The 22631-nt window shown below is 58.7% G+C and carries 12 protein-coding genes; 4 read left to right on the top strand and 8 right to left on the bottom strand.

Features of this window, described 5'->3' with window-relative positions:
- Nucleotides 1-65 precede the first annotated feature (65 nt).
- The 4 genes from V5B39_RS10970 to V5B39_RS10955 all read left to right on the top strand — a co-directional run bounded on the left by V5B39_RS10970 (nucleotide 66) and on the right by V5B39_RS10955 (nucleotide 6382).
- Nucleotides 66-914 (top strand): protein kinase domain-containing protein, encoded by an 849-nt coding sequence (locus tag V5B39_RS10970; protein WP_332342931.1) that lies wholly within the window; start codon nucleotides 66-68, stop codon nucleotides 912-914.
- A gap of 916 nt (nucleotides 915-1830) precedes the next feature.
- A complete protein-coding gene (locus tag V5B39_RS10965; RefSeq protein ID WP_332342930.1) occupies nucleotides 1831-2775 on the top strand; it encodes a hypothetical protein in 945 nt (314 codons plus the stop codon).
- Nucleotides 2776-2784: 9 nt separating this feature from the next.
- Nucleotides 2785-5595, top strand: coding sequence for a tetratricopeptide repeat protein (locus V5B39_RS10960; RefSeq protein ID WP_332342929.1), 2811 nt, complete (start codon nucleotides 2785-2787; stop codon nucleotides 5593-5595).
- A gap of 193 nt (nucleotides 5596-5788) precedes the next feature.
- Nucleotides 5789-6382, top strand: coding sequence for a Uma2 family endonuclease (locus V5B39_RS10955; protein WP_332342928.1), 594 nt, complete (start codon nucleotides 5789-5791; stop codon nucleotides 6380-6382).
- A 345-nt stretch (nucleotides 6383-6727) separates the two neighbouring features.
- On the opposite strand, the gene fabI is transcribed toward V5B39_RS10955, so the two are convergent.
- The 8 genes from fabI to V5B39_RS10915 form a co-directional block, all read right to left on the bottom strand.
- Nucleotides 6728-7528, bottom strand: a complete 801-nt coding sequence (gene fabI / locus V5B39_RS10950; RefSeq protein ID WP_332342927.1) for an enoyl-ACP reductase FabI — start codon at nucleotides 7526-7528, stop codon at nucleotides 6728-6730.
- A 353-nt stretch (nucleotides 7529-7881) separates the two neighbouring features.
- Complete coding sequence (locus V5B39_RS10945) at nucleotides 7882-8484, bottom strand: IS66 family transposase (RefSeq protein ID WP_332342926.1); 603 nt, start codon at nucleotides 8482-8484, stop codon at nucleotides 7882-7884.
- Between the two features lie 718 nt (nucleotides 8485-9202).
- Entirely contained in the window at nucleotides 9203-12319 is a 3117-nt protein-coding gene (locus tag V5B39_RS10940) for a type III restriction-modification system endonuclease (protein WP_332342925.1), read from the bottom strand.
- Nucleotides 12320-12697: 378 nt separating this feature from the next.
- Nucleotides 12698-14428, bottom strand: coding sequence for an RNA-binding domain-containing protein (locus V5B39_RS10935; protein WP_332342924.1), 1731 nt, complete (start codon nucleotides 14426-14428; stop codon nucleotides 12698-12700).
- Nucleotides 14428-16440: a site-specific DNA-methyltransferase gene (locus V5B39_RS10930; RefSeq protein WP_434735685.1), complete on the bottom strand. Its 2013-nt coding sequence runs from the start codon at nucleotides 16438-16440 to the stop codon at nucleotides 14428-14430. The genes V5B39_RS10935 and V5B39_RS10930 overlap by 1 nt, the downstream gene beginning before the upstream one ends.
- Nucleotides 16441-16457: 17 nt before the next feature.
- Nucleotides 16458-17222, bottom strand: coding sequence for a DUF4391 domain-containing protein (locus V5B39_RS10925; RefSeq protein WP_332342923.1), 765 nt, complete (start codon nucleotides 17220-17222; stop codon nucleotides 16458-16460).
- Between the two features lie 8 nt (nucleotides 17223-17230).
- Nucleotides 17231-19015 (bottom strand): GmrSD restriction endonuclease domain-containing protein, encoded by a 1785-nt coding sequence (locus V5B39_RS10920; protein WP_332342922.1) that lies wholly within the window; start codon nucleotides 19013-19015, stop codon nucleotides 17231-17233.
- Entirely contained in the window at nucleotides 19012-22236 is a 3225-nt protein-coding gene (locus tag V5B39_RS10915) for a helicase-related protein (protein ID WP_332342921.1), read from the bottom strand. Before V5B39_RS10915 ends, V5B39_RS10920 begins: the two co-directional genes overlap by 4 nt.
- Between the last annotated feature and the right edge of the window lie 395 nt (nucleotides 22237-22631).

Raw genomic sequence — 22631 nt, 5'->3', positions numbered from 1 at the left:
AGGCAGAAATTCACCAAACCATGACACAAGACACAACCATCGCTTTACCTCAGGAACTAACTAGAGTGGCAATACAGCCGACTGTGGGTGAAGTAATTACGAGCCTGGCTACGGGCAATAGTTACACGATCGGATCGAGAATCGGCGAGGGAAACTTTGGGATCGTCTACTCATGTACAGACGTATGGGACAACGATCTCGCTGCGAAGGTTTTGAAGCCCATTGGAAGTTACGAGAAGGTCAAGGCTGCGGCAGAAGCTGAATTTATTAAGCTACTTGAACTACGCAACCCTTACATCACATTTGTTTTCGATGCCTTCGAGTTCCGAGACACCTTCTACATCATTACGGAGAGGTGCCATTCCCCTGTTGCGGATTTATTCACCCTAGAGAACTTTAACGGAAATTTTTGGCTGATGGCAATTGCGCGGGGACTTCTGCAGGCAGTGCATTACCTCCACATAAACAATTATGCCCATCAAGACATTCATCTGGGAAACGTTTTCGCAGCATTTGTGAGAGACGAAATGATTCCAGACGCCAACAAAGTCATCCAGTTCAAACTTGGCGACCTTGGTGTGGCTCGACTATTACATGAAATAGATGCCCAGAACACGAGGGCGCAATGGATGCTGCCTCCCGAGGTGTTGAACAGTTCGGAGTTCGGATCTATAGATCATCGGATCGATATCTACCACCTTGGTCTTCTCTTTCTTCAGTTGGCTTACTCCAGAGAACTCCGATTCACTACCCAAGAAATTCTTGACGGCAAGCCGCGTGAAATGGCACTGGCACTTCCGTTGCCCTACAGCTTTGCACTTGAAAAAGCACTTCGGCGGCGTGTCGAATGGCGCACTGCAAATGCAATGGAGTTTTGGCGGGATTTGCATACCCCTGATCAGCACACAGATTAGGCGGTTGGTACTTTATGAATTGCTGTTTAACCTACTTACGGGGTCGCACCGCCTATCAGCGGTATGCCGCGGAACCTGGAGTTGAAAGTCCGCTTCCCAAAAGTCTGAGCGGCCGATTAGGGTCGGATTCACCCGCTCAAGGCGACCGCAGGGCCCCGTAAGCGGACCCTGAACGCTGAGGGGCAGGTCATCGCCGTACAGACGTCGCGCCTGTGAGCCTTCGATGGCCGCTATGGCCGAGAAACCGACCGTCGACACGGTTGGCATGAAGGTCGTTTTCTGGCCGGTTCCCGACCGACACCATCCTACACCTGCTGACTGCTTTCCGGAGCATACCGCTCGGTCAGGGGCGGAAATTGACATCCCCCCAGCCGACTGACCGGTTATGGTTGATTACTCGTAACCATTTAGTAGCCCCCCACCCATCTTTGCCCCTTCTCGGCCTGGCCAAGTGTTGGGGTAATAGCTAGAAATCAACGACTTGCGCTCTATTCCCCGGCCCCTGCCCCGCTTGCGGGGCAGGGGGGCTAAACGGTTACGGTTGCTCAGGGTCAGCGTCGGCTTTGGAGAAGAATCTCCGCCGTCCGCTTCTGGCCGAGAGTTGCCATCCAGCCATTTTTGCCCACCGTCGACATGGCTGGCGCGCCGTATTTACCATGACATTCGGGCTATCCGCACTCTGATCCAGCCAACCGTGGATTGCACAAGACCCAGGACTATCATGTTGGTTCGCGATGGGCCGACGTGCGTGCCTTCCGCGCCGCACTGGAAACCCGCTGGGGCGTCGGTGATACCATCAAGAACCTGCACACCCGCGTTTCGCAACTGGAAAATGCCATCCGTACCGCCAGCACGCTGGAAACCCAGCGCCTCACCTATATTCTCTCGACCATCGTCTTGTTGCTAGGGTGCTTCGATGAAAGACCGCTATGCCCGCGAAGTCATCAACGGATTCCCGTATCCGGTGGCAGCCATGTTCGTCAGGTTGCGTACCGACGAATGTCTGGACCCCGGCCCGAACCGGCTGCGCTATCTGTTGAGCACCGGCGAAGCCATCACGCGTTTCCTCGGAGTCGTGAACCTGTGCCAGGCGCGGGACTTTGCCGAAACGGCCCAGCGCGTTCCGCCGCATGCGTTGCGCGCGGATTTCAAGCCTCGCTTCGAGCGCATCGCCTGGGGAACCTGGCTGCACCTGGCTCGGGAAAGTCTGCGCTGGCTGCTGACCGAAGCGCAGGCGATGGTTCTGATCCCGGAAATGGGACGCTTCTTTTTCGATCCCCCGCCGGCCGACAGCCGGGCGGTGAAGGCCCTCGGCGAACTGCTCACCTTGCGCAACGGACTCAGCCACGACAAAATCAGGGTCATGCACGCGCACGAATTCCAGGAATTGTGCGGCCGCGCCCAGGAACTCCTGGAAAGCGTGCTGGAAGCGCTGGAGTTTCTGCTGGATTATGAATTGACCTTCATCAGCGAAATCGACGTCGAGAAACGCCGCCGGCACGAGCCGGTCTTCCGCCACCGCCTGATGAGGCTGATCGGCAATTCGGGCGATTTCGAAGGCGACCGCCACAACCAGGCCAACCCGCTCGATTCCCATGCCGTGATCCTCAGCCATCGGGAAAGCGGGCGCCATCTCAACCTGGACCCGCTGCTGGTGTATGAAGCGAAGGCCGGCAAGGCGCCCGACATTTTCTTCTACAACGGGATGAAGAGCCCCCACCAGGCCGATTACACGGCCTGCAAGCATGGCGGAAATTTTCGGGGCAGCGAGTCCGAAAGGGCCGCCAATCTGGCCGAAGAACTGACCATTCTGTTGCAGATGTTTGGCGACACCGCAACCATCCCGCCAGCGCTGGTCTGAGGAATCGCCATGGATGACCCTGAAAGCCTGGATACCCTGTTTGCCGATGTCGGTGCGGCAACGGACCCGCACCGTTCCCCCTTCAAGTTTCTCGATGCCTACGGCGTGGGCGACCGCAGCCTCTTTTTCGGGCGCGATAACGAAATCCGCGATTTGTATGCCCGCTTCTATCGCAGCCGGGTACTGCTGGTGTATGGAGAGTCGGGGACCGGTAAAACCTCGCTGATCGAATGCGGCCTGCGCAGCGAAATCCCCGCCGAGGAGGCACTGTTCGTCACGGTGCGCACCGCACAGGACCCGTTCGAGGCCGTGCGGCGAGCCTTGCAGCGGGTGTTGGGGAACGCAGCGGAACAGGATCTCGACGCCTTGCTGCGCGCGGTCGTCGAGCAAAAGAACAAGATTCTGGTTCTGGTGTTCGATCAGTTCGAGGAATTCTTCCTGTTCCAGCCCGCTCGTGTGCGCCAGGCCTTCGCCCGTACGGTGCAGGGCTGGCTGGAACAGGAAGGGAACTGCCGCCTGGTGATCGGCCTGCGCGAAGAATATCTGGCGCGGGCGAGCGAACTGGAACCGTACTGGCCAGGCCTGTTCCACAATCGGCTGTGGATTCGCCACCTGGCCAGAAGCGACGCTGAAGCCGCGATTGTCGGGCCTTGCGAGGTCTGCGGCGTGGCCCTTGAAAAGGGCCTGGTGCCGCACATCCTCGGCGACCTGAGCGGCGGCGGCAGCGAGGTGGAATTGCCGATCTTCCAGGTGGTTTTCGATTCGCTCTATCGCAAAGCGCTGCTTGAAGCCCCGGAACATCCCCGCCTGACGCTCGACGCTTACCAGGAATTGGGCCAGGTTCAAACCATCCTGGGCCGCTTTCTCGAAGAGCGTGTCCAGAGTTATGGAGAAGGCAGCGAAGTCGCCCGCCAGATTCTCAAAGCCCTGGTCACCGCCGAGGGAACCCGCCAGTTCGGGAACCGCCAGAACATCGCCATCCGGGCCAGGCAGTTCGGCCCGGAACTGAGCGATGCCCAGGTTGACGAGTCCTTGCAACGCCTGATCGGCGACCGGCTGGTCCGCGAAGACCCGGACCAGCACTGGTACGAACTGCGTCACGACGCCCTCGCCCGGCAGATCCGCCAGTGGATGAGCGGCCTGGAACAGGATCTGGTGGACCTGCGCCAAACCCTGGAAAACCGGCTGCTCGAATACCAGAGGCATGGGCGGCTGCTGGAAACCGATCTGCTGGCCACCCTCCCGCCGTTTGAAAACCGCCTGGCCCTGCGCGGCGAACTGGCCGAACTGGTGGAACTCAGCAAGCGCCGGGCACGGCGATACAAACGTCTGCGTTTCCTGGCGGCCGCCACCGTGTTCACCGTCGTCATGGCCTTCGGCGTGTTCAGTTTCGTCCAGTGGCAGGAAGCGAAACGCCAGAAGGTCCAGGCCGAGGCCAACTTCAGACGGGCCAGCGAAGCCGTGGACCACTTCTTCACCCAGGTCAGCGAATCGACCCTGCTCAACCAGCGCGGATCGGAGCCCCTGCGCCGCCAGCTCCTGGAAAAAGCGCTGAATTTCTACCAGGACCTCGCCAAACAGCGAGCGGAAGATCAAGAGATGCAGGCAGAACTGGCGGCAGCCACTTTCCGGACAGCAAAAATCCGGAACCTGTTGGGTGACCATCACCATGCCGAAGCCGCTTATCGCCAGGCCATCGCCGACTTTACGCTGCTGGCCCGCAACCATCCCGAGGCACCGGAGCATCAGAGCTATCTGGCGAGGAGCTACAACAACCTCGGTCTCCTGCTCGGCGATGGCGGCGATGCCGCGGCGGCACAAACCGCCTACCAGAATGCCCTGGCTCTGCTGGAACGGCTGGCACGAGACCATCCCGAGGTACCGGCATACCAGAGCAGACTGGCCTTGAGCGAGCACAACCTGGGCATTCTGCTCAGCGATGGTGGCGATGCCGCGCGCGCACGCACGGCCTACCAGAAGGCCCTGAACCTGCAGGAACGGCTGGTGCAAAACCATCCCGGCGTGCCGGAGTATCAGAACAACCTGGCGACAAGCTACAGCAGTCTCGGCGTCCTGCTCAGCGACGGCGGCGATGCGGCGGCAGCGCGGGTGGCCTACCAGAAAGCCCTGGACCTGCGGGAACGACTGGCGCGCGACCATCCCGAGGTAGTCGAATACCAGCACAAGCTGGCGATGAGCTACAACAACCTGGGCCTCCTGCTCAACGAAGGCGGCGATACCAGAGCGGCGCGCGCGGCCTACCAGAAAGCCCTGGACCTGCAGGAAGGGCTGGCGCGAGACCATCCCGAGGTGCCGGAATATCGGAGCTACCTGGCGGAGAGCTACAACAATCTCGGTATCCTGATCGGTGGCCGCGGCGGCGATCCGGCCGGGGCGCGGGAGCAGATCCTGAAAGCCTCCGGAATCTTCGCACGCCTGACCCGCGAATTTCCCGAGCAGGTGGCTTACCGGGCAGGCTGGGCCAGAGCGGAAGGAAATCTCGCCTGGACCGAACTGATGGCACGGCAGCCACGCGCGGCCATTGCCAGCGCCAGTCGCGGCCTGGACGCCGACCCGCAGCAGCTCTGGATACGGATCAACCTTGCGCATGGCTATCTGTTTGACCACCACACTGCGCAGGCTCTGGCGATCTATACGGAAAACAAGGACAGGAAGCTGCCCGAAGGCAAGACCTTCGCCGAAGTCGTCCTGGCGGACTTCAAGATATTTCGCGCCAGGGGACTCCAGCATCGGGACATGGCCAGGATCGAACAAATCCTGCGGGAGCCGGTGAGGGAAAACCGTGACCATGATCCGTAGACGGTGGCGCCTTCGACATCAATCCGTTCCCGGACAAGAACCATGAATCCAGGAGCTGGTTGTCCAGACAGGATGGGCCGATCACCGATTCCATGTTTGCCGCTCGGCAATCCGATGCCAGCGCGGCGCACGCATCCGCAATTTCGGGCGGGGTATACTTGGCCATCCTGTGTCCGCAATCTGGAGATCTCGCATGGGCCTGGTACTTCGCGATCATTGCTACCACACGTACGCCGACTATCTCGCGTGGCCGGAAGACCGCCGTTACGAGCTGATCGACGGCACGGCCTACCTGATGGCACCTGCGCCAACGCTGGAACATCAGGACGTCGTCGGGGAAATCTACTTCCAGCTCCGGCGGGCGCTGGAAGGGAAATCGTGCCGCGTCTTCGTCGCGCCGGTAGATGTTCGCCTACCCAAGGCCGACGAGGCCGACGAACGGGTCGATACGGTGTTGCAGCCGGACGTGCTGGTGGTCTGCGACCCGTCTCGCCTCGACCGTCGCGGCGTGCGCGGCGCGCCGGACCTGGTGGTGGAAGTGTTGTCGTCGTCCACCGCCAGCCACGATCACGTGTGGAAGCGGCGGGTCTACGAACGCTCCGGGGTCCGGGAATACTGGCTGGTCCATCCGATCGACCGGATGATCACCGTCTATCGCCTGCACGATGGCGAGTATGGCAAGCCGGAAGTTGGCGAGCTGAACGGCGAAACCGCGGTCGGGGTGTTGCCAGGGGTTTCCGTTGGCTGGGACGACCTGGTCAAGAGGTTGCCGAAAGCGGAGTACTAACGATCATGACTTTTCCAGGCACCCCCCGATCATGCAAGTGGTGACCGTTTCCCTCCCTTGCAGGGCGCATTCCGGCTTGCACGCCGGAATCGTTCGATGGGCGCAGAGCCGGCTCTGCGAATTCCCCCTCTCACCCCCCCGCACCCTCCCACGGCCCGCGCGGCATCGTGGGCCGGCTACGGCGGCGCGGAGCAGTGCTCCGCAAAACCCCGCCTTCGTTCCCGCGAGTGGGACTGGGAGATTCGTGAGTCGCCTATCTTCGCTGATCTTCTGGCAGCCAATTTGCGCAGAATTGGCGCGGCAGGCGAATGTCGGCCTTCCCGAGCTGACGCAGGTGTCAGTCATTTACCCCGGCAGCGGCTCCGGATTGCCGAGCGCGGTGGTATTCAGCCCGCCATCGACATACATGATTTCGCCGGTGATGCCACTGGCGAGGTCGGAGAGCATGAAGGCGGCGGCATTACCGACTTCGTCGATGGTGATGTTGCGGCGCAGCGGTGCGTTGTGCGCGTTGTAGGCCAGCAGGCGCGAGAAGTTGCCGATCCCTGAAGCGGCTAGTGTCTTGATCGGGCCGGCCGAGATGGCGTTGGCGCGAATTCCCTGCGGGCCGAGGCAGAAGGCGAGGTAGCGGGTGGCGGCTTCGAGGCTGGCTTTGGCGAGACCCATGGTGTTGTAGTTGGGCATGGTGCGCTCGGCGCCAAGGTAGGAGAGTGCGAGCAAAGCCGGCTTGCGGCCTTTCAGGAGCATGGGCCGGGCCGCCTTGGCAAGCGCCGGGTAGCTGTACGACGACACGTCATGCGCGATACGGAAAGCGTCGCGGGTGATGCCGTCAAGAAAGTCGCCTTCGATGGCTTCGCTGGGGGCGTAGGCAATCGAATGAACGAGGCCGTCGAGGCCATCCCAGGCTTCGGCCAGGCCGGCAAAAAGCTGTTCGATCGCGATGTCGTCGGAGACATCACAAGGGTAGACGAGATTGCTGTCGAATTCTTTGGCGAATTTGGCAACGCGATCCTTGAATCGCTCGTTCTGATAGGTGAGCGCCAGTTGCGCGCCTTCGCGGTGACAGGCCCTGGCAATGCCGTAGGCAATCGAATGTTTCGAGAGCACGCCAGTGATCAGGATACGCTTGTCTGCGAGGAATCCCATGAGTTCTCCATGGCTAAAGTTGGCTGGAACTGCAGTCGTTTCGGAATTAAGTTGCGCATTATAAAGGAATGGCCGCCTGGCTCATCTGAGCTTCTCCCGAAATTTCGTCTGCCCAGGGTGACCTGAAATGGAGTCACTTTAGGAAGTGAGGTTCCCCCGGAATTTCGTCTTCCAAGGGTGACGTAAGATGACGTGACTTTGGAAGGCAGAAGGTAACTACTCAGGTTATTTGTCATGACAAGGATATCCACGCCACTGGCCGCTCTTCAACAGCCAGTGGGTGTAGCTCACGCGGGTGAGAATTTTCTGTCTGGCAATCCTCTGCGCCCAGCCATGCGACTCAAGCGTCTGGGTTATGCCGTTCCCGGGATGAACGGCTTGCCGATCAGCGCATCTTGGATCGCGCCGAGGATGTTTTGCCCGTTCTTACGGGCCGTCGAGAGATATCCCCGAATGCGCACAAACTGTTCGGCTCCGGTCAGCGTTCTAAACCTACCGGAAACCTTCATCTTCGTTTTGATCATCCGGATGTCGCGTTCGCTCAGATTGTTGTCGAACGGAACCCGGAAATCGTTCATGAAGCACAGCGTATCTGCCTGGAAATTTTTCAACCGATCCAGCAGGTTGCGCGGTAGGCTCTGCTTTTTCCGTCCTCGCTTGACTGGGGTGTGTTCGTCCTCAAGTGGCGCTGGATTGGCAGCAAAGCCGGCATCCAGCACCTCCTCATACCGTTTGACGAACTGGGTCTTCACTTCCTCGGACAGTTCCGGGGCACCTTTTTCCTTGCTTTCGTCCACGGCGCCTTTGAGGTCACACAGCACGCCGATCATGCTCGTCGCCCACGGTTGCTGCCCATTCTCGGCAATGCCAACCAATTCACGCAGATTACGCGTCGCGTCTTCCCCTTGAATAAGGGCCGCATCTACTTCTTCTGGGCTGGGAATCTCGATTTCCATGGAATCTGCTGTCAGGTAGCGTCACAAGTAAGCGCTTAGATGGCGCATTATGCACCTTGCAGTGACTGGGTCCACAGGACAAAGTTCCACTGGAGGGCTGATGATACGCAGGGGGTGAGTAGTTACCTTCGTAATAGACCTGAACAGCAGCGCATTGCTTCAGGTGGCAGTAGTCCTCAAGGTAATCCCGCCGAACAGAGATGAAGCTCAACGGCTCGTTGGGTTTGTTGTCCCAGTCGATGTGTGACTTGATGCGCACTACGTCATAGAGCAGCCCATGTGGGTCATCCCAGCAAACAACGCCGTCACCGAGGTATCGCGACACAAGGCCGTAGGTCATCAAGAAAATATTGTCTGGCAACTGAACGTTTCGGTTGTGGCGGCTCCATGCCGGAACGAAAGTTTCAAACCGATCGTCTGTGCCTTTCCGGCTGTCAATCCAAAAGGTTGTGCTGTATCTCTGCCCTCGTCGACGCATGGCATTGGCCCCCATGACTGGACTTCATGGCCAATACCGCCGGGGGTGTTTCAACACTTCATCAAGACGTTCTAGCGGAACGAACGCCGTGGTTGCTTTGCGAAACCCGCGGTATCCATTAACTGGCGCCTCACTGATTTCCGCAACGATGATCTCCTCCGAATCATCTGCGCATAGAGGATTGCCAAGGTGAGCAACGGCCTTCGGCCAATAATCCGATAGGTCAGCCATAGCCGCCACTCATCGCCGCACCTCATACGTCAGCAACCCGTCCACATCCTTGAACTTCTCGTAGATCGCCGGGTTTTCGCCGACGCCCAGCGCCGTGAAGTGGGCGCGACCGCATTCGATCTTGCCGCCCTCGCAGTCGCGCAGGTCTTCGGTGAATAGGCTGCTCTTGGTTTCCACCACGAAGTAGAGCTGCTCGTGTCCGTCGCGCTCGACCAGTACGGCCCAATCGGGGTTGTACGTGCCTAACGGGGTCGGCACCTTGAACCAACCGGGGAGCTTGGCGTAGACCTTGATCGCGTCGTGCTTTTCGATCTGATCGGCAAAGTCGCGCTCGACCTCGGAGTCGTACACCACGTGCTGATAGACCGACTTGCCGGTGTCCACCAGCATGTTCTTGAGGTAGCCGGTCAGTTCCTCGGTTTCAAACAATTCCTGCGCGTAATACTGCTCGTCGCCGAGGCGCTGATACTTGATGCCATCGACCAGGGCAAAGCGCTTGCAACGATTGACGGCGTCGGACGCCAATTCGATGAACTGCTGCGGATTGCGCTTGAAATCGTTCAGCCGTCCGCTTTCCGTGAGGATGCGCGCGATGGTCCGGCGAGTCAGTTGCGTGCGGTCCTGCAATTCGGTCAGCACGTCGGGCAATTCAATGTCGGTCTCGTTCAGCGTGACCGTATCGGCGCCCGCTTTTTCAGTCGCTTCGACGCCCGCCTTGCCAATCGCCAGACCGGCCTTGCGCCATTGCAGGCGCGACTTGGTAATGGGCGGCGCATCGCGCAGCGCCACAATGCAGCCCGCAATCAGCTTCTCGTTGTCGAACTGAACGCGGTAGGTCGTCTTGTGTTTGATGCGATCCCATAGCGCCTTGAACTCGGGACTGACCAGCACAGACTTCCGGACCGGCACCTGCCGACGTTGATCGGCGTCCTTGATTTCCAGCTTGCCCGATAGTTTGCGCAACACCGCCGCGATCTGTGCCCGCTGCGCCTCATATTCGGCGGGCAGTACCAGCGTTCCATCCTTCAAGGCCACTTTCAAGGCGTCCTGCACTTTGCCCTTGTCGTTGATGTAGCCCTGCGCCTTGAGGTGGCGCCACAGGGCTTTCGACTGATCGAAGCCCAAGGGCGCCAGCTCGCCGTTCTCCTGCTTCACGGCAATAGCGGCGAACTCGTGATCCTGCACCACGCCGAACTGGATACCGGTATCGCGCTCGATGTCCTTTTGCAGATTCTCGGCGAACTGCTGATAGCTCTCGGTCGCGATCACCGTCAGCGTATTGACCTCGAAGCCGCGCAGGCGCTCGCCGTTCTGGTTGACGCACAAGCGCAGGCCACGGCCGATGGTCTGCCGACGCCAGCGCTCGGTCTCGCGCGTCGAGAAGTTGCAAATCTGGAAGACGTTGGGGTTGTCCCAGCCTTCCTTGAGCGCCGAGTGCGAGAAGATGAATTTCAGCGGCGACGCGAAGCCCAGCAGCTTTTCCTTATCGCGCATGATGAGGTTGTAGGTATCGTCGTCGGCCTTGGTTTCGCCGCTGGTGTCCTTGAACACCTCCACCGACTTGCCGCCGACTTTCTTCTTGTCGATGGAGAAGTACCCGTTGTGCACTTCATCCGCCGCCGTGTTCAGGTCGATCTCGCCGAACAGGCTCTGATAGTCGGGATGCCGCGCCCAGCGCTTGTACTCTTCCTCGAAGATCACCGCGTACTCGCCCTTCACCGGATTGCCTTCGGTGTCGTACTGCCGGTATTTGTCGACGGTGTCGATGAAGAACAGGCTCAACACCTTGACGCCCATGGGCCGCAGGCGCTTTTCCTTGTCCAGATGTTCCTTGATCGTGCGCCGGATCATTTCGCGCTGGATTGCCGTCGCATCCACATCGCCCCAAGCGTCACCGGGGCGCAGGAAGACTTCGCTGCCCGGCACCTTCAGTTCCATGAACTGGTCGCCCTTGGCCGTGCGGATTTCACCGATGCGGACATTGGCGTACAAGGCGCGACCGGTTTCCTGCTCCAGATCGAAACCGTCCTGAACGGGAATGGAATCGCGCCGCACCACGCCGGCGCTGTTCTCCCGATCCACTTCAACCACCGCCGAAATCACGCCACGCTTACTGCTGACCGAGAGTAGTTTCACATAGGCCTTGTTGTTGGCTCCTTGCACTGTCGCCGCCGCCACCTCGATCTGCTTGACCAGCTTTTGGTCGTAGGCATCCACGGCATCCAGTCGATAGACCATGTTGTGCTTTTCGGCATGGGTTGCGGAATAGCGCAACGTGCACAGGGGGTCCATGCGATCCAATGCTCTCTTGCCGCGCCCATCGATACCGCCATCCACGCTCTGCGGTTCATCGACGATGATGATCGGCTTGGTTGCCCGGACAAGGTCAATCGGCTTTTCGCCGCCGGTCTTCTCGCTGGCGCGGTACATGACGTTCTTGGATTTCTCGCGGCGTTTCGACTCGTCGGACTCTTCGACAGCGGCCTCAGTTTCGTCGCCGAACTTGTTGATCGCGCCCACGGTAATGACCATGATCTGAATGTTCGGGCTGGTGGCATAGTTGCGCACCTGCCCCAGTTTGGCCGAGTCGTACTGGAAGAACTCGTAGCCCTTGGCGCTCGGGTACAGCGCCTCGAAGTGCTCGCGGGTGATTTCCAGTGTCTTGTTCACGCCCTCTTTGATCGCCACCGAAGGCACGACAACGACAAACTTGGTGAATCCATAGCGCCGGTTCAGCTCGAACACCGTGCGCAGATACACGTAGGTCTTGCCGGTACCAGTCTCCATTTCCACGGTGAAGTCGGCGGACAGCTTGCCCGACGGCGGCAGGCCGTTGCGTACCTGAATCGAACCAAGGTTGTCGGCGATCTCGTCGTCGAGCAGGGTCAGGCGGTTACCGATACCGCCCTGGTCGGTTTCCTGCACACCTTCCAGAGTCATTTGCCGCGGCACTGTGCCAGGGAACAATTCGGCGCTCTCCATATCGGGCACCAGCGGGCGGGGCGACAGTGCCCGCATCGTCACCGTGAATTCGGAGCGGCAGACCTCCTGCCCCCGGAACAGGTCGCAGACCGCCTCGATGGCGGCTGCCTGATACGGCAAGTCGGATTCAAAATGCAGCTTCATGTGATTCCTCAATCGACGTCGCAGTAGCCTTCATCACCACCAATTTGAACGTCACATCAATAGATTCGGCCGTGAAATCGTCCATTTGCAAGATCTTGGGGGATGTTCCCGAAATCTGCTTCGGGAACATCCCGAGACTCGATCATTGACTTTAAATTTTCCCGCCGCTTACTTTCGGGTACAACTGTTCGGAGTAACCGAACAGTTGCGTCTGACGTCCGCTTCCCATATTCGAGGATGTGCCTGATCGTGCCCTTAGCCTTGCCACTTTCGTTTTGGCAGATGACAAACACGCTCATGGTTGCGCTTTAGAAAACATAATAATCAATGTGTTACGTGAAATTTCTTTGCTAGCGATAGCTAAATGCCGCTGTTTAGCTAAGCAGTTGTCGGCTTAGCCTCCCCTCTGCGCCAAACCGCCGTTGCCTTGGGTCCCTCACGATAGATTTCGCCCTCTCGACGCATTGCCTGCAGCAGGTTTCTGACCTTGTGCGCTTTCTGCGCGGCATCCAGAACGTCCGGCATTTTGGAGATCAGCAGATCATCGACATCCTTGCGCGTTGCCTGCCCGTATTTATGAAGATAGTCAGTCACCAGCTTGCGGTAATAGCCATCATCCAGACCTCGGTTGTGTATGTAGCGGGCCTTCTCTCCAGTCCAGTCAGCGACCTTGGCCGAAATGAAATGATTCGGCGCACGACCCTCAATCAGCTTGAGAGACTTCAATTCTCGCGCATCCTCCCTGGAAAGCTCCCGACGCTTCTGCACACGGTCGAGCAGCAAGACCTGGCGCAAGTCCAGATCACTCCGCTTCATTAAAACCTGGGTGTACTTGATGTCGAGGATCTGTCCGGCAACCGCCAACTCCACACGGGGGCGTCCGTTGTCCGTAGAGTCGATGGTGTAATCCGGCAAGGGGAAGAACCGGTCGCGCTGCGTTTCGAACATCCTTCGGATTCCGCTGCCGATTTGGTCAATCATGCGCAACCGGATCATGCCGTCGATCAACCACTGATTGCGGTAATGCTCCGGTGGCGACTGGTGCTCAAGCATCCACTCCACGCTGGGCGGAATGAACTGACCTAGGTTCGAAAACACCAGCCGGTCGGGATGCTCAACGACGTTAATCTTGCCGCCAAGCCGGTAGTCCTGGTGTGCCACACAATTGTGCAAGGCCTCGCGAATCACCCAGCGGTCGTATTGAGGCAGCGCTGTTGGAAACAACGTTCCATCCGGCATGTGTTCAATCGTGACGTTTCGGATGCGTGCGAACACCTGATCGGTCGACAGCAGAAGTGGGATGCCGAAGTGCTGGGAAGAAATGGCGCGGTTCTGAGCGTCGCGTAGTACCCAACTGATCTTGGTGTCAGCCGGTGAAAGAAAGTGCGCCGACTCGTCCTTGCCGAGCAATAACAAGGCTGAGCGCGTAATACGTCCCTGCTTGGTGAGGTGCGCCTTGTTGAGCAGTGTTGCCGGGTCCCATCCCGCTGCGTCGCTGCGAATCTGGTCATGTCGCCCCTCGTCGGGTTCGCTCTTCACCAAGTACTCGGTGAAACGGCGGCGTGCCATTTCGATGGCTGAAGGATCGAGATCATCCAGCGCCCCCCCCGGCACGAGTTCCCCGGTCCAATCATCCTTTTGTCCGAGCGCCGCCCACAGCCGCGCTTCCTTGTCGGGATGATCGGAAAGCTTCGTCTTGTGGCTATCGATGCGGATATAGCGGACATTTTGAAAAGCCACCGGCGCACTCCGTGCGGGGTGAATTTCCATCATCACCACCGGCCCGATGGCATGCCCGGCGACATGGAAAGTAAAGTCGGCGCGGGGCGCAGTCCGCTGCTGCAACCACATGACCAGGCTTTGGTTACCTTCGCCCTTGGCAGAAAACGGATCGAATACCGTTCCCTTGACCTCATGCGTGCCGTTTTCCACACCCCAAACCAGCCAGGCGCGGTCGCGCCCGTCCAACGCCGCCGAATTGGCCAGCGCCGCAACATACTCGCCAATTTCCGCCGGGTTGGCCAAGTTGGACTTAAATTCCACCGTGGCCGTTTCGTTCGGCCGGGCGCACAACCGCGCCAAAATGCCGAGCAACGCCGTTTGATCCATCACAGGCTCCGAACTTGGCCGATGCCATGCTGTTGCAGGATCGCGGCGAGGTTGCTCTTGGCAACGTCGTTCTCGAAAGCGCTATCGCGGAACACCGCCGTCGGGTCGCCAGCCGGTGCTTGTTCCTTGTGCCAAGCGGCCATGCCGAGCGCCAGCGCTTCGGCTTCACTGACGGCGATACGCGGCTCAAGACACGCCATCAACACGCCGCCGCCGATGCTGTGCACGGTTTTGCCGGCAATCGGCCGCGTTTCAATCGGCACACAGAGATCGAGGCCCAGCTTCAGCAGCAGTTCGTAGAGGACGTCGGTATCGGAACGGTCGGGTTGAATGTGCTCGATATTAGAGAACAGGGTGCCTTCGAGGTCATTGCGGTCGGGACTCCATGCGCGGATGTTGGAGGTATCGAGTTTGAAGACTCGAAAACCGACATCCGACGCTATTAGCCCTGCACGCGCTACGATTTTTTCTCCAGCTTTTCGTAGTCGCTGCTTAGTAATATCAGCAATCGTCTTGTACGGTTCCTTCCCTGTTGGCTCAGGAAGTTGAACGAGCACAAATTTGCGTTTTGATTGATGCGCAGCATTCACCTTCATCACAGCATGCCCGGTGCTACCTGAACCCGCAAAGAAGTCGAGAATCGTGTCCTCCGGCTTAGTGACAAGTTCAATCACTTCAGCCAGAACGTCGGTATTTTTGGGAAACTGGAACCAGCCTTTGCCGACTAAGTCCTCAACCTCAAGGGTTGCTGATCTGCCATCGCGGTAGAAGACCGAAGAGTACGGCTCACTGTTAATCTCGAAGAGGTAGCTCTTCCGAGTGGGAATAGTCGATTCATCCTGTCCAAAATGAACGCGTGGCGGGACTTGAGTTAGTGCCCAGTTTGTCTTTTCTTCGTCCCAACGCCATCCGGTCGAAGGCTTCTTGCATGGGCGCTTCGTTACTGGGTGAAGAATGTCATGCCGAGGTCTGGACTCGCGTCCGTCATCAGGGCCAGCAAAGTCAGCTGCAAAGTAAAGGCCGCGGTCATCAGACCAGTTGTAGTGCTTGTGGGACTTTCGAGGGTCGCCCTCTGGGAGTTCCCGATACCATTCCATGATGGCCGCACGAGTGGCTTCGTGGTTGTTTGCCAGTGATGCCTTGAGTTCCGCATACTTCGCCAAGACCTCGTCGGCACCTTCCTTGGGACGCCGCCAGACCCCTTGCGCCAGAACCGCCGACTTGTCGCGCACGTAGCAGACGATATATTCATGCACGGTTGCAATGAGTTTTGCGTCGCCCTTCTTCGAGCGCTGCCAAACGACTTGCCCAACAAAGTTTTCTTCGCCAAATATCTCGTCCATTGCAAGCAGCAAACGAGACAACTCGTTGTCATCGCAGGCGACCATGATTGCACCCACCGAATTCAATAGCGACTTTGCGAGCCGCAAGCGCGGATACATCATGTTCAGCCAATCGGTGTGAAACCGTCCGCTGGCTTCGGTGTTACTCGTGATCTTCGCGCCGCCCTCAATTTGCCTTGTCAATTCCAGATAATTCTTAATGTTGTCCTGAAAGTTGTCGGGATAAACAAAGTCCTTGCCGGTGTTGTACGGCGGGTCGATGTAGATCAACTTGACCTTACCTGTGTAGCTCTTTTGCAGCAGCTTGAGCACTTCAAGGTTGTCGCCCTCGATCATCAGGTTCTGCGTCGTGTCCCAATCGACACTTTCGTCCGGGCAGGGGCGTAACGTGCCGGTGCTGGGCGTCAAGGCGATTTGGCGGGCGCGGCGCTTGCCGTGCCAGTTGAGACCGTATTTTTCTTCGGCATCGCTGGCCGTCGTGTCGCCCACCAACTGCTTGAGGACATCCACGTTGATCGCGGTTTCCGGCTTGCCGTTGACGATACGTTCGCTCAGCAACTCGGGAAACAGCGCCTTGAGCGTGGCAATGTTCTCGGCCGTGAGATCGGCGCTCTGCGATTCGGGGCTGCCAGCGGCCAGTGGTTGCATACCCGGTTCGATTTCTTGCATGTTGTTCGTTCGCTCTATCAAAGATTCGTGGCGGCCCGCTCGCGTTGGGCAAGCAGGGCCTGGATTTCCATATTGACGGCCACTTGGCGGGCCATCTGTTTTTCTTTCGCGGCGGCAAGACGCAAACGCGCCACTTCGCCGTCAATCTCACGGCAGCGGTGCAAGGCGGCGCGCCGTGCGCTGGCCTGTTCGGTATTTTCGCTTTTCGCGAAGCGCCCGGTCACTGCCGCCGCCTGCAAGGCCGTCAGAGTATCGAGCCAACCTTGATACAGCGCATACAGATCGGCGCGCGGCTGGCTGCGCAGGGAAAGCGCTTGCAGAAAGTCGCCTTCGTACTCGAATTCGCGGCCCTGTTCTCCAGATAGCCGCGCCATACGCGGCTCGCCATCTAGAACCGTCTTGTCGACTTCCTTCTGTCCCCACCGGATATGCGCCAGTGAAAGCATCAAAGCCTCACCGTGCGCGAGGATCAGCAGCACCGGGTAAGGAATCGCCCGGTGGATCAATTCGGCAAGGCGGCTGACTTTACCTGCTTCACGCAAATCGACCAACAACACAGCCAATTCCAGATAGGCGCGCTGCTCGTCGAGGTACTCGGGCACGCCGATGCTGGCCGGCTTGAGTGCGGCAACCCAAGTGATTTCTTCGATGCCGTCCTGAATCAGCTTGCGGTCAGCAGCTGTTGGCGCGCCGTTCTCGACCAATAGTTTTTTGGGAACGCGCTGATCGACGCGACTGCCCGAGGGCAAATCCAACGCATCGACGATCCGCTCGGCCGCCATAGAAACCATCAGCCAAGCACCCCTCCGAAAGCTTTCGACGTCTCTTCGCTATCGCGCCCAGATACTGCTTTACCCGTGGCTACCTCAATCAAGCCGAGAAGCGATGAGGCGCGACGGCGGATAAAGCCGTCGAAATCATCAGACCTAAGCTCTGCAACGGGTATTGCATGTGTCAACAAGAAGACATCAAGATCGGTACTGGGAACCTGCTTGCTCTTCTGGATGCGTGGCAGGTAGATGCTTGGTGCATCTCCACTAATAAAGCGGTTGGTACTTGCGGCCAGCGGGGCTTTGTTCACCACGCTGTTCCATTTTTCCTTCGGCAGTTTGTTGCTCTCGCACCAAACGCGGGGGAAGATGTGGTGGATATCAATGGCGTTGTTGAAGTAGGTATTGAGGTCAACGGGGGTGCCGCTGACGAAATCCTTGCTGCCGTGCTTCATGAGCAATGCCGCAAGTCCTTTGTAAGCCGCCGCTAGCCTTGACTGAAGAGACAACAGTCGTGTCGGTGCGAAACTCGCATCCCGAACCGTTCGGGGCTCAACACCGCGCTCCACCCACTGAACGACATCCGGCAGATCCATACCGAAACGCGTTTCATTGGCGCCGCCATAAAGTTCACCGAACACACCGCACCAAAGCCACCGCAAGAGCTTCTGCTTGGCGCCGTGCTGCGAAACCGTTTCGCCTAATCGCGCACAGATTGTGGCAAGGGGAATCAGTTGCGTTGCGTAGGGTAAGCCGCGTACCTCGAAAATCTTCTCTTCCGCCAGCAGTTCAGCAGCCTTCTTGAAACCCGCTTCGACACGAGCTTGCAGTTGCTTGAAGGCCTCCAGCTCAAGGCGCAGAACATCCGCGCGCTTGCACGATACGGCGGACTTGGTGGTCAGATGCCGCTCGTAGCTGGCAAGCAACGTCACCGCAGTCAAAAATGCAGTTCCATCTACCGCCCTCAGGACGTCATGTTTGGCGACAAACCGCCCGCGGCGTGCTTCCCAGTTTTCCCGTAACAGGAAGTCATTGGCCGCGAAGGTAGCCGTCATCAGCTCGAATACGGTCAACGTTACCCCTCCCGTATTCACCTTCTCGAACACCTGGCAGACAGCCTCGCGTGGCGTATCTTGAGTTAGTTCTATGGCCGGAACCTTGAACTGCTGGAAGCGAAGCCAGATCTCCTGTTCGAAGCGCATCAGAAACATCATTGCGTCGGCATTGTTTCCGTGATGCGCGGCGTATCCCATTTTCCATTGCATGAAACCCTGCGTGTCGAACATCAACCCCACAGGAAACATTCGTTGCTGGTAGTGGAGGGCATGCGTACTCAGGTCGAGTTCAACTTTGCGACCAAAGTCGGAAGTGACTTGAAAAGTTTCCGGGACTGAAAAAACTGCATCTTCGCGGTCTTCAGCAGGATCAAGGCACTTCGCCATGTCCAAAAAGTAGAAGCGATGTATCTCCGCGCCTTTTTCCGTCCTTGTCTTGACTGGCAGACCGCTTCGCAGCGCGAGGTACATGGACGTAAGGCGTTGTTGCCCATCCAGTACGAGCGTCTTCGGCTTTGGGGCCGGTTGCAGCAAAACACCCTCGAAGAGGCGAGGCTTGAATGGCACCCCGCCGGCCTCTAAAAACATGACCGCACCAATTGGATAGGAAAGTGACAGGCTGGCAATCAGCGACTTGATGTGCAGGTCATCCCATACCCAGCCACGTTGAAAATCGGGGAGCTGTGTATCACCCTTGGCAATGGCGTCGAGCACGTCCTTGAGGGAGGGCTCTGCCGTTCGGAAACTCATGGTTGCGTTACCTTCCCATCAAACGTGGGCAGCACTACCAAGTAGGCTACGACTTCAAAATCATTGGAGCCGGCGAACTCGCCCTTCATGGCGTGCGTGCCTCCCGGTGAAAACAGGCTGGCGACGGCGCGCTCTTCGCTCTTGCCGACGACGGAGCTGACGGCCGTCGCCAGCAGGCGCTGGGCATGCCGCATGTCCTCGCCTTGCTTGGTGGCCTTGTCGTGGCGGGCGCACGCCGATGCATCCGGCAGTTCGCGCCCAAGGCTGAGCCGCTTCAGGCGGTCGAGAATCCGTTTGCCTTGGGTGTAGGGCAGCAGTACCGCGCCGTCGTCGCCGACGTGCACCAGATAGTGCGGCGCCAGCGGGTATGTCGGGTCGATGGGCTTCTCAGCGGCCGTACCTTCGGCGCGCAGACAGAACACCACGCCCGGTGGAATGTCGGCGTCGATGCTGCTGGTGACCGCGCAGGCGCCCAAAGGCATGCCTTCAAGCTTGCCGGGGTGTGCCTTGAGGAATTGCGCGAGGTCAATGCGGAAGTCGGTCAGCGTCAGATCGGTAATGGCGACGCCGGTCGACAGGTCTTCGAGGTCGATCACGGCATCTTGCAGCTTGAGCAACTGCTTACGGCGGTATTCCAGATCGTTCATCGGGTTGCCGGATTGCTGCTCGATCAGGTTTTCCTCGCCGGTCGCGGAAATGTCCAGCAACACCATGCGGCCGCTGACGCGCTGCTCCAGATTGATGTATTCCTCCAGTTCCATGTTGGGCCAGAAGTTGACCAGCTGAATCTGGCTGTTGGGTGAGCCGATGCGATCGATCCGTCCGAAACGCTGGATGATGCGTACCGGGTTCCAGTGAATGTCGTAGTTGATGAGCCAGTCGCAGTCTTGCAGGTTCTGACCTTCACTGATGCAGTCGGTAGCGATCAGCAGGTCGATTTCGCCCTCGTCGGCGAGTTCGGCCGGACGCTCCTTCGAGCCCGGCGAAAACGCGGTGAGGATGCTGCTGAGGTCTTTGCGCAAATGCGACAGGGTGAGTTGATTGTGCCCGGAGCCGGTGACCAGTGCCGATTCGATGCCGAGATCGGATTTGGCCCAAGCGGCGAGTTCGTTGTAGAGATAGGTCGCCGTGTCGGCAAAGGCGGTGAAGACAATGACTTTGCGGTTGCCGGGGTTGCTGGGGGTTTGACACTTTTTGGCGATGATCTCGCGCAGCTTGCAGAGCTTGTCGTCGCGGGCAGCCGTGACTTGGTGAGCGGCGGCGTGCAGCGTGGCGAGCCGGTTGCGGTCTTCGATCAGGTCTTGTTTCCAGCGGATCAGATCAACGTCGCCGAGCAGCACCTTGACCTTGCGGCCTACCAGCAGGGCTTCAAACGCCGGGTCTTCGATATCCACGTCGGCAATGTCGAGTTCTTCGAACTCCTGTTCGTGCGCCTCGATGCGCGCCAAGGTGGCTTCCACGTCCTTGAGCTGACGATGTACGGTCAGGGCGAACGAGGAAACGGCGCTTTCCATGCGCTTGAGGACATTGACGCGCAGCAGGTGAATCAGGCTTTCCTCGCGGTCGACTTGCCGGAAGAAGCTTTCGCCGCCGCGAATCTGCGTGCTGTACTTGTCGTCGTAGGCCTTCTGCTTGTGTGGCAGCACGTAGCGCAAGGGGGCGTAGGCGGCAAGGTTGAGGCGGCGAATCTCAAGGTTGATTTCGCGGATCGAGCGGAATTCTCCGGCACGGTCGACGTCGGCCTTGATGTTGATCGGCCGCAGGCGGTCGGGGAAGCGCCCGGTTTCGGCGGTGCCGTAATACTTCTCGATATGGCGGCGCGAACGGGCAATGGTCAGGTGATCGAGCAGGGCGAAGTAGTCGAAGCCCAGCATTTCGACCAGCAAGGACGGCGTTTTCTCGTCCTCGGGCAGATCCAGCCAGCGGTTGAAGGCTTTCTGCGCGCGCCGGGTGGTGCTGTCGATACTGGCGATGCCATGCTCGGAGAGCGCCGTATCGTTACCCTCGGTGACAAAGGCGATCTGGTTGCGCAGGTCGGCCAGCCGGTTATTCACCGGGGTCGCCGAAAGCATCAGGACGCGAGTCTTGACGCCTTCGCGAATGATCTTGCGCATCAGGCGGTCGTATCGGGTTTCGTTGCCCTGACGCGGCGACTTCTTGTTGCGAAAGTTGTGCGACTCGTCGATCACCACCAGGTCGTAATTGCCCCAGTTGACGTGTGACAGGTCGACGTCTCCCGAGTGGCCGCGGTCACGTGAAAGGTCGGTATGATTGAGAACGTCGTAGTTCAGGCGATCCGGCGCCAGAATGTTACGGCGGTCGTTGCCCTTGTAAAGCGTCCAGTTGTCGCGCAGGCGCTTGGGACACAGCACGAGAACGCGATCATTACGCAGTTCATGGTACTTGATGATCGCCAGCGCCTCGAAGGTCTTGCCAAGGCCAACGCTGTCGGCAATGATGCAGCCGCCGAAGCGCTCCAGCTTGTCGAGCGCGCCGACAACACCGTCGCGCTGGAATTTGTAGAGTTTCTTCCAGACCACCGTATTGCGAATACCGGTGGCGGACTTGACGATGCGGTCCTCGTCCATGCCATCGCCGACGGCGGCAAACAGGTGATGCAGCATCAGGGCGTAAATGCTGAAGGGGTCGCGATGCATCGCCAACGTCCTGATGCGTTCAACCAGTAAGGCCATGGCTTCGGGTTGCTCCTTCAAGCAGGCCCATTGGGCATCGAACCACTGGCTGAGCATCTGCGCTTCGGCCGGGGTCTCGGAGGCTTGAATCAGGCTCAGGGGATTACCCGGCGTCAGGCCCAAGCCTTCGGTGCTGAACGAGAACGAACCGAGCACGGCCTGTTGCGCGGTGCCGCTGGTGTCGCGCAGGACCAGCGTGCCTTGCGGAATACCGCCCGTTGCCTGCCGCACGTTGCCTTTCTGCTCCAGCCACGCCGCCAGCTTGTGCGCCAGCCATGGGCCTTTCAGTTTGTTGCGGGCGGCGCGGTCCTTGGCGCTGCCGAGTAGGCTCAAATCGTCATGACCCTCCGCCTGACCGGCGGGCAATACCAAGCGGGCGTTGGCAAGTTTGGCGGCGTCGCCCAGCACTTCGGCAAATGCAAACAAGGAAAGAGTTGGAGAAACCATGTCCAGTCCGTTGTTGGGCTTGAGCCACGGGCGAACTAAATCCAACACGCGGTCGGTTCCGGCATTGCTGACGAACTTCATTGACGGAAGACTTCCCCTTGTTAAAAGACCTCGGATCATGGGCGGCCTTGGCAACTCAGGTGGACGGGCTGAAATACCGAGGCTTAATCAATGGAACAGGCGCGACAACCCTGACGTGGTCTCAGTCAGACGAGTGCGCGACTGCAATAGTACGCTGGCAGTAGTCTTTCTGTCTGCTACCCGTAACCGCAGTACGCTCCTTGCAGGGCAATCGCATGAATGCCATCGTCGTTGACCCTCTAAAACAATCGCTTACCCTCAAGGAGTTACGAAGGGGCTGTTCACAGCCCTTGGATTTGTGTAGTTTTCTGTCTTTTTGGGGTTTTCCATGAAGGCAGAGAACTCGGTTCGGTTGGTGGACGTCTGGGTTGGGGTGCGGGACCCAAGACAGGCCA

The sequence above is a fragment of the Accumulibacter sp. genome (assembly GCF_036625275.1).
GTDB lineage: Bacteria > Pseudomonadota > Gammaproteobacteria > Burkholderiales > Rhodocyclaceae > Accumulibacter.
Note: the sequence above shows the minus strand (reverse complement) of the source record. Positions and strands in the feature narration are given on the sequence as shown.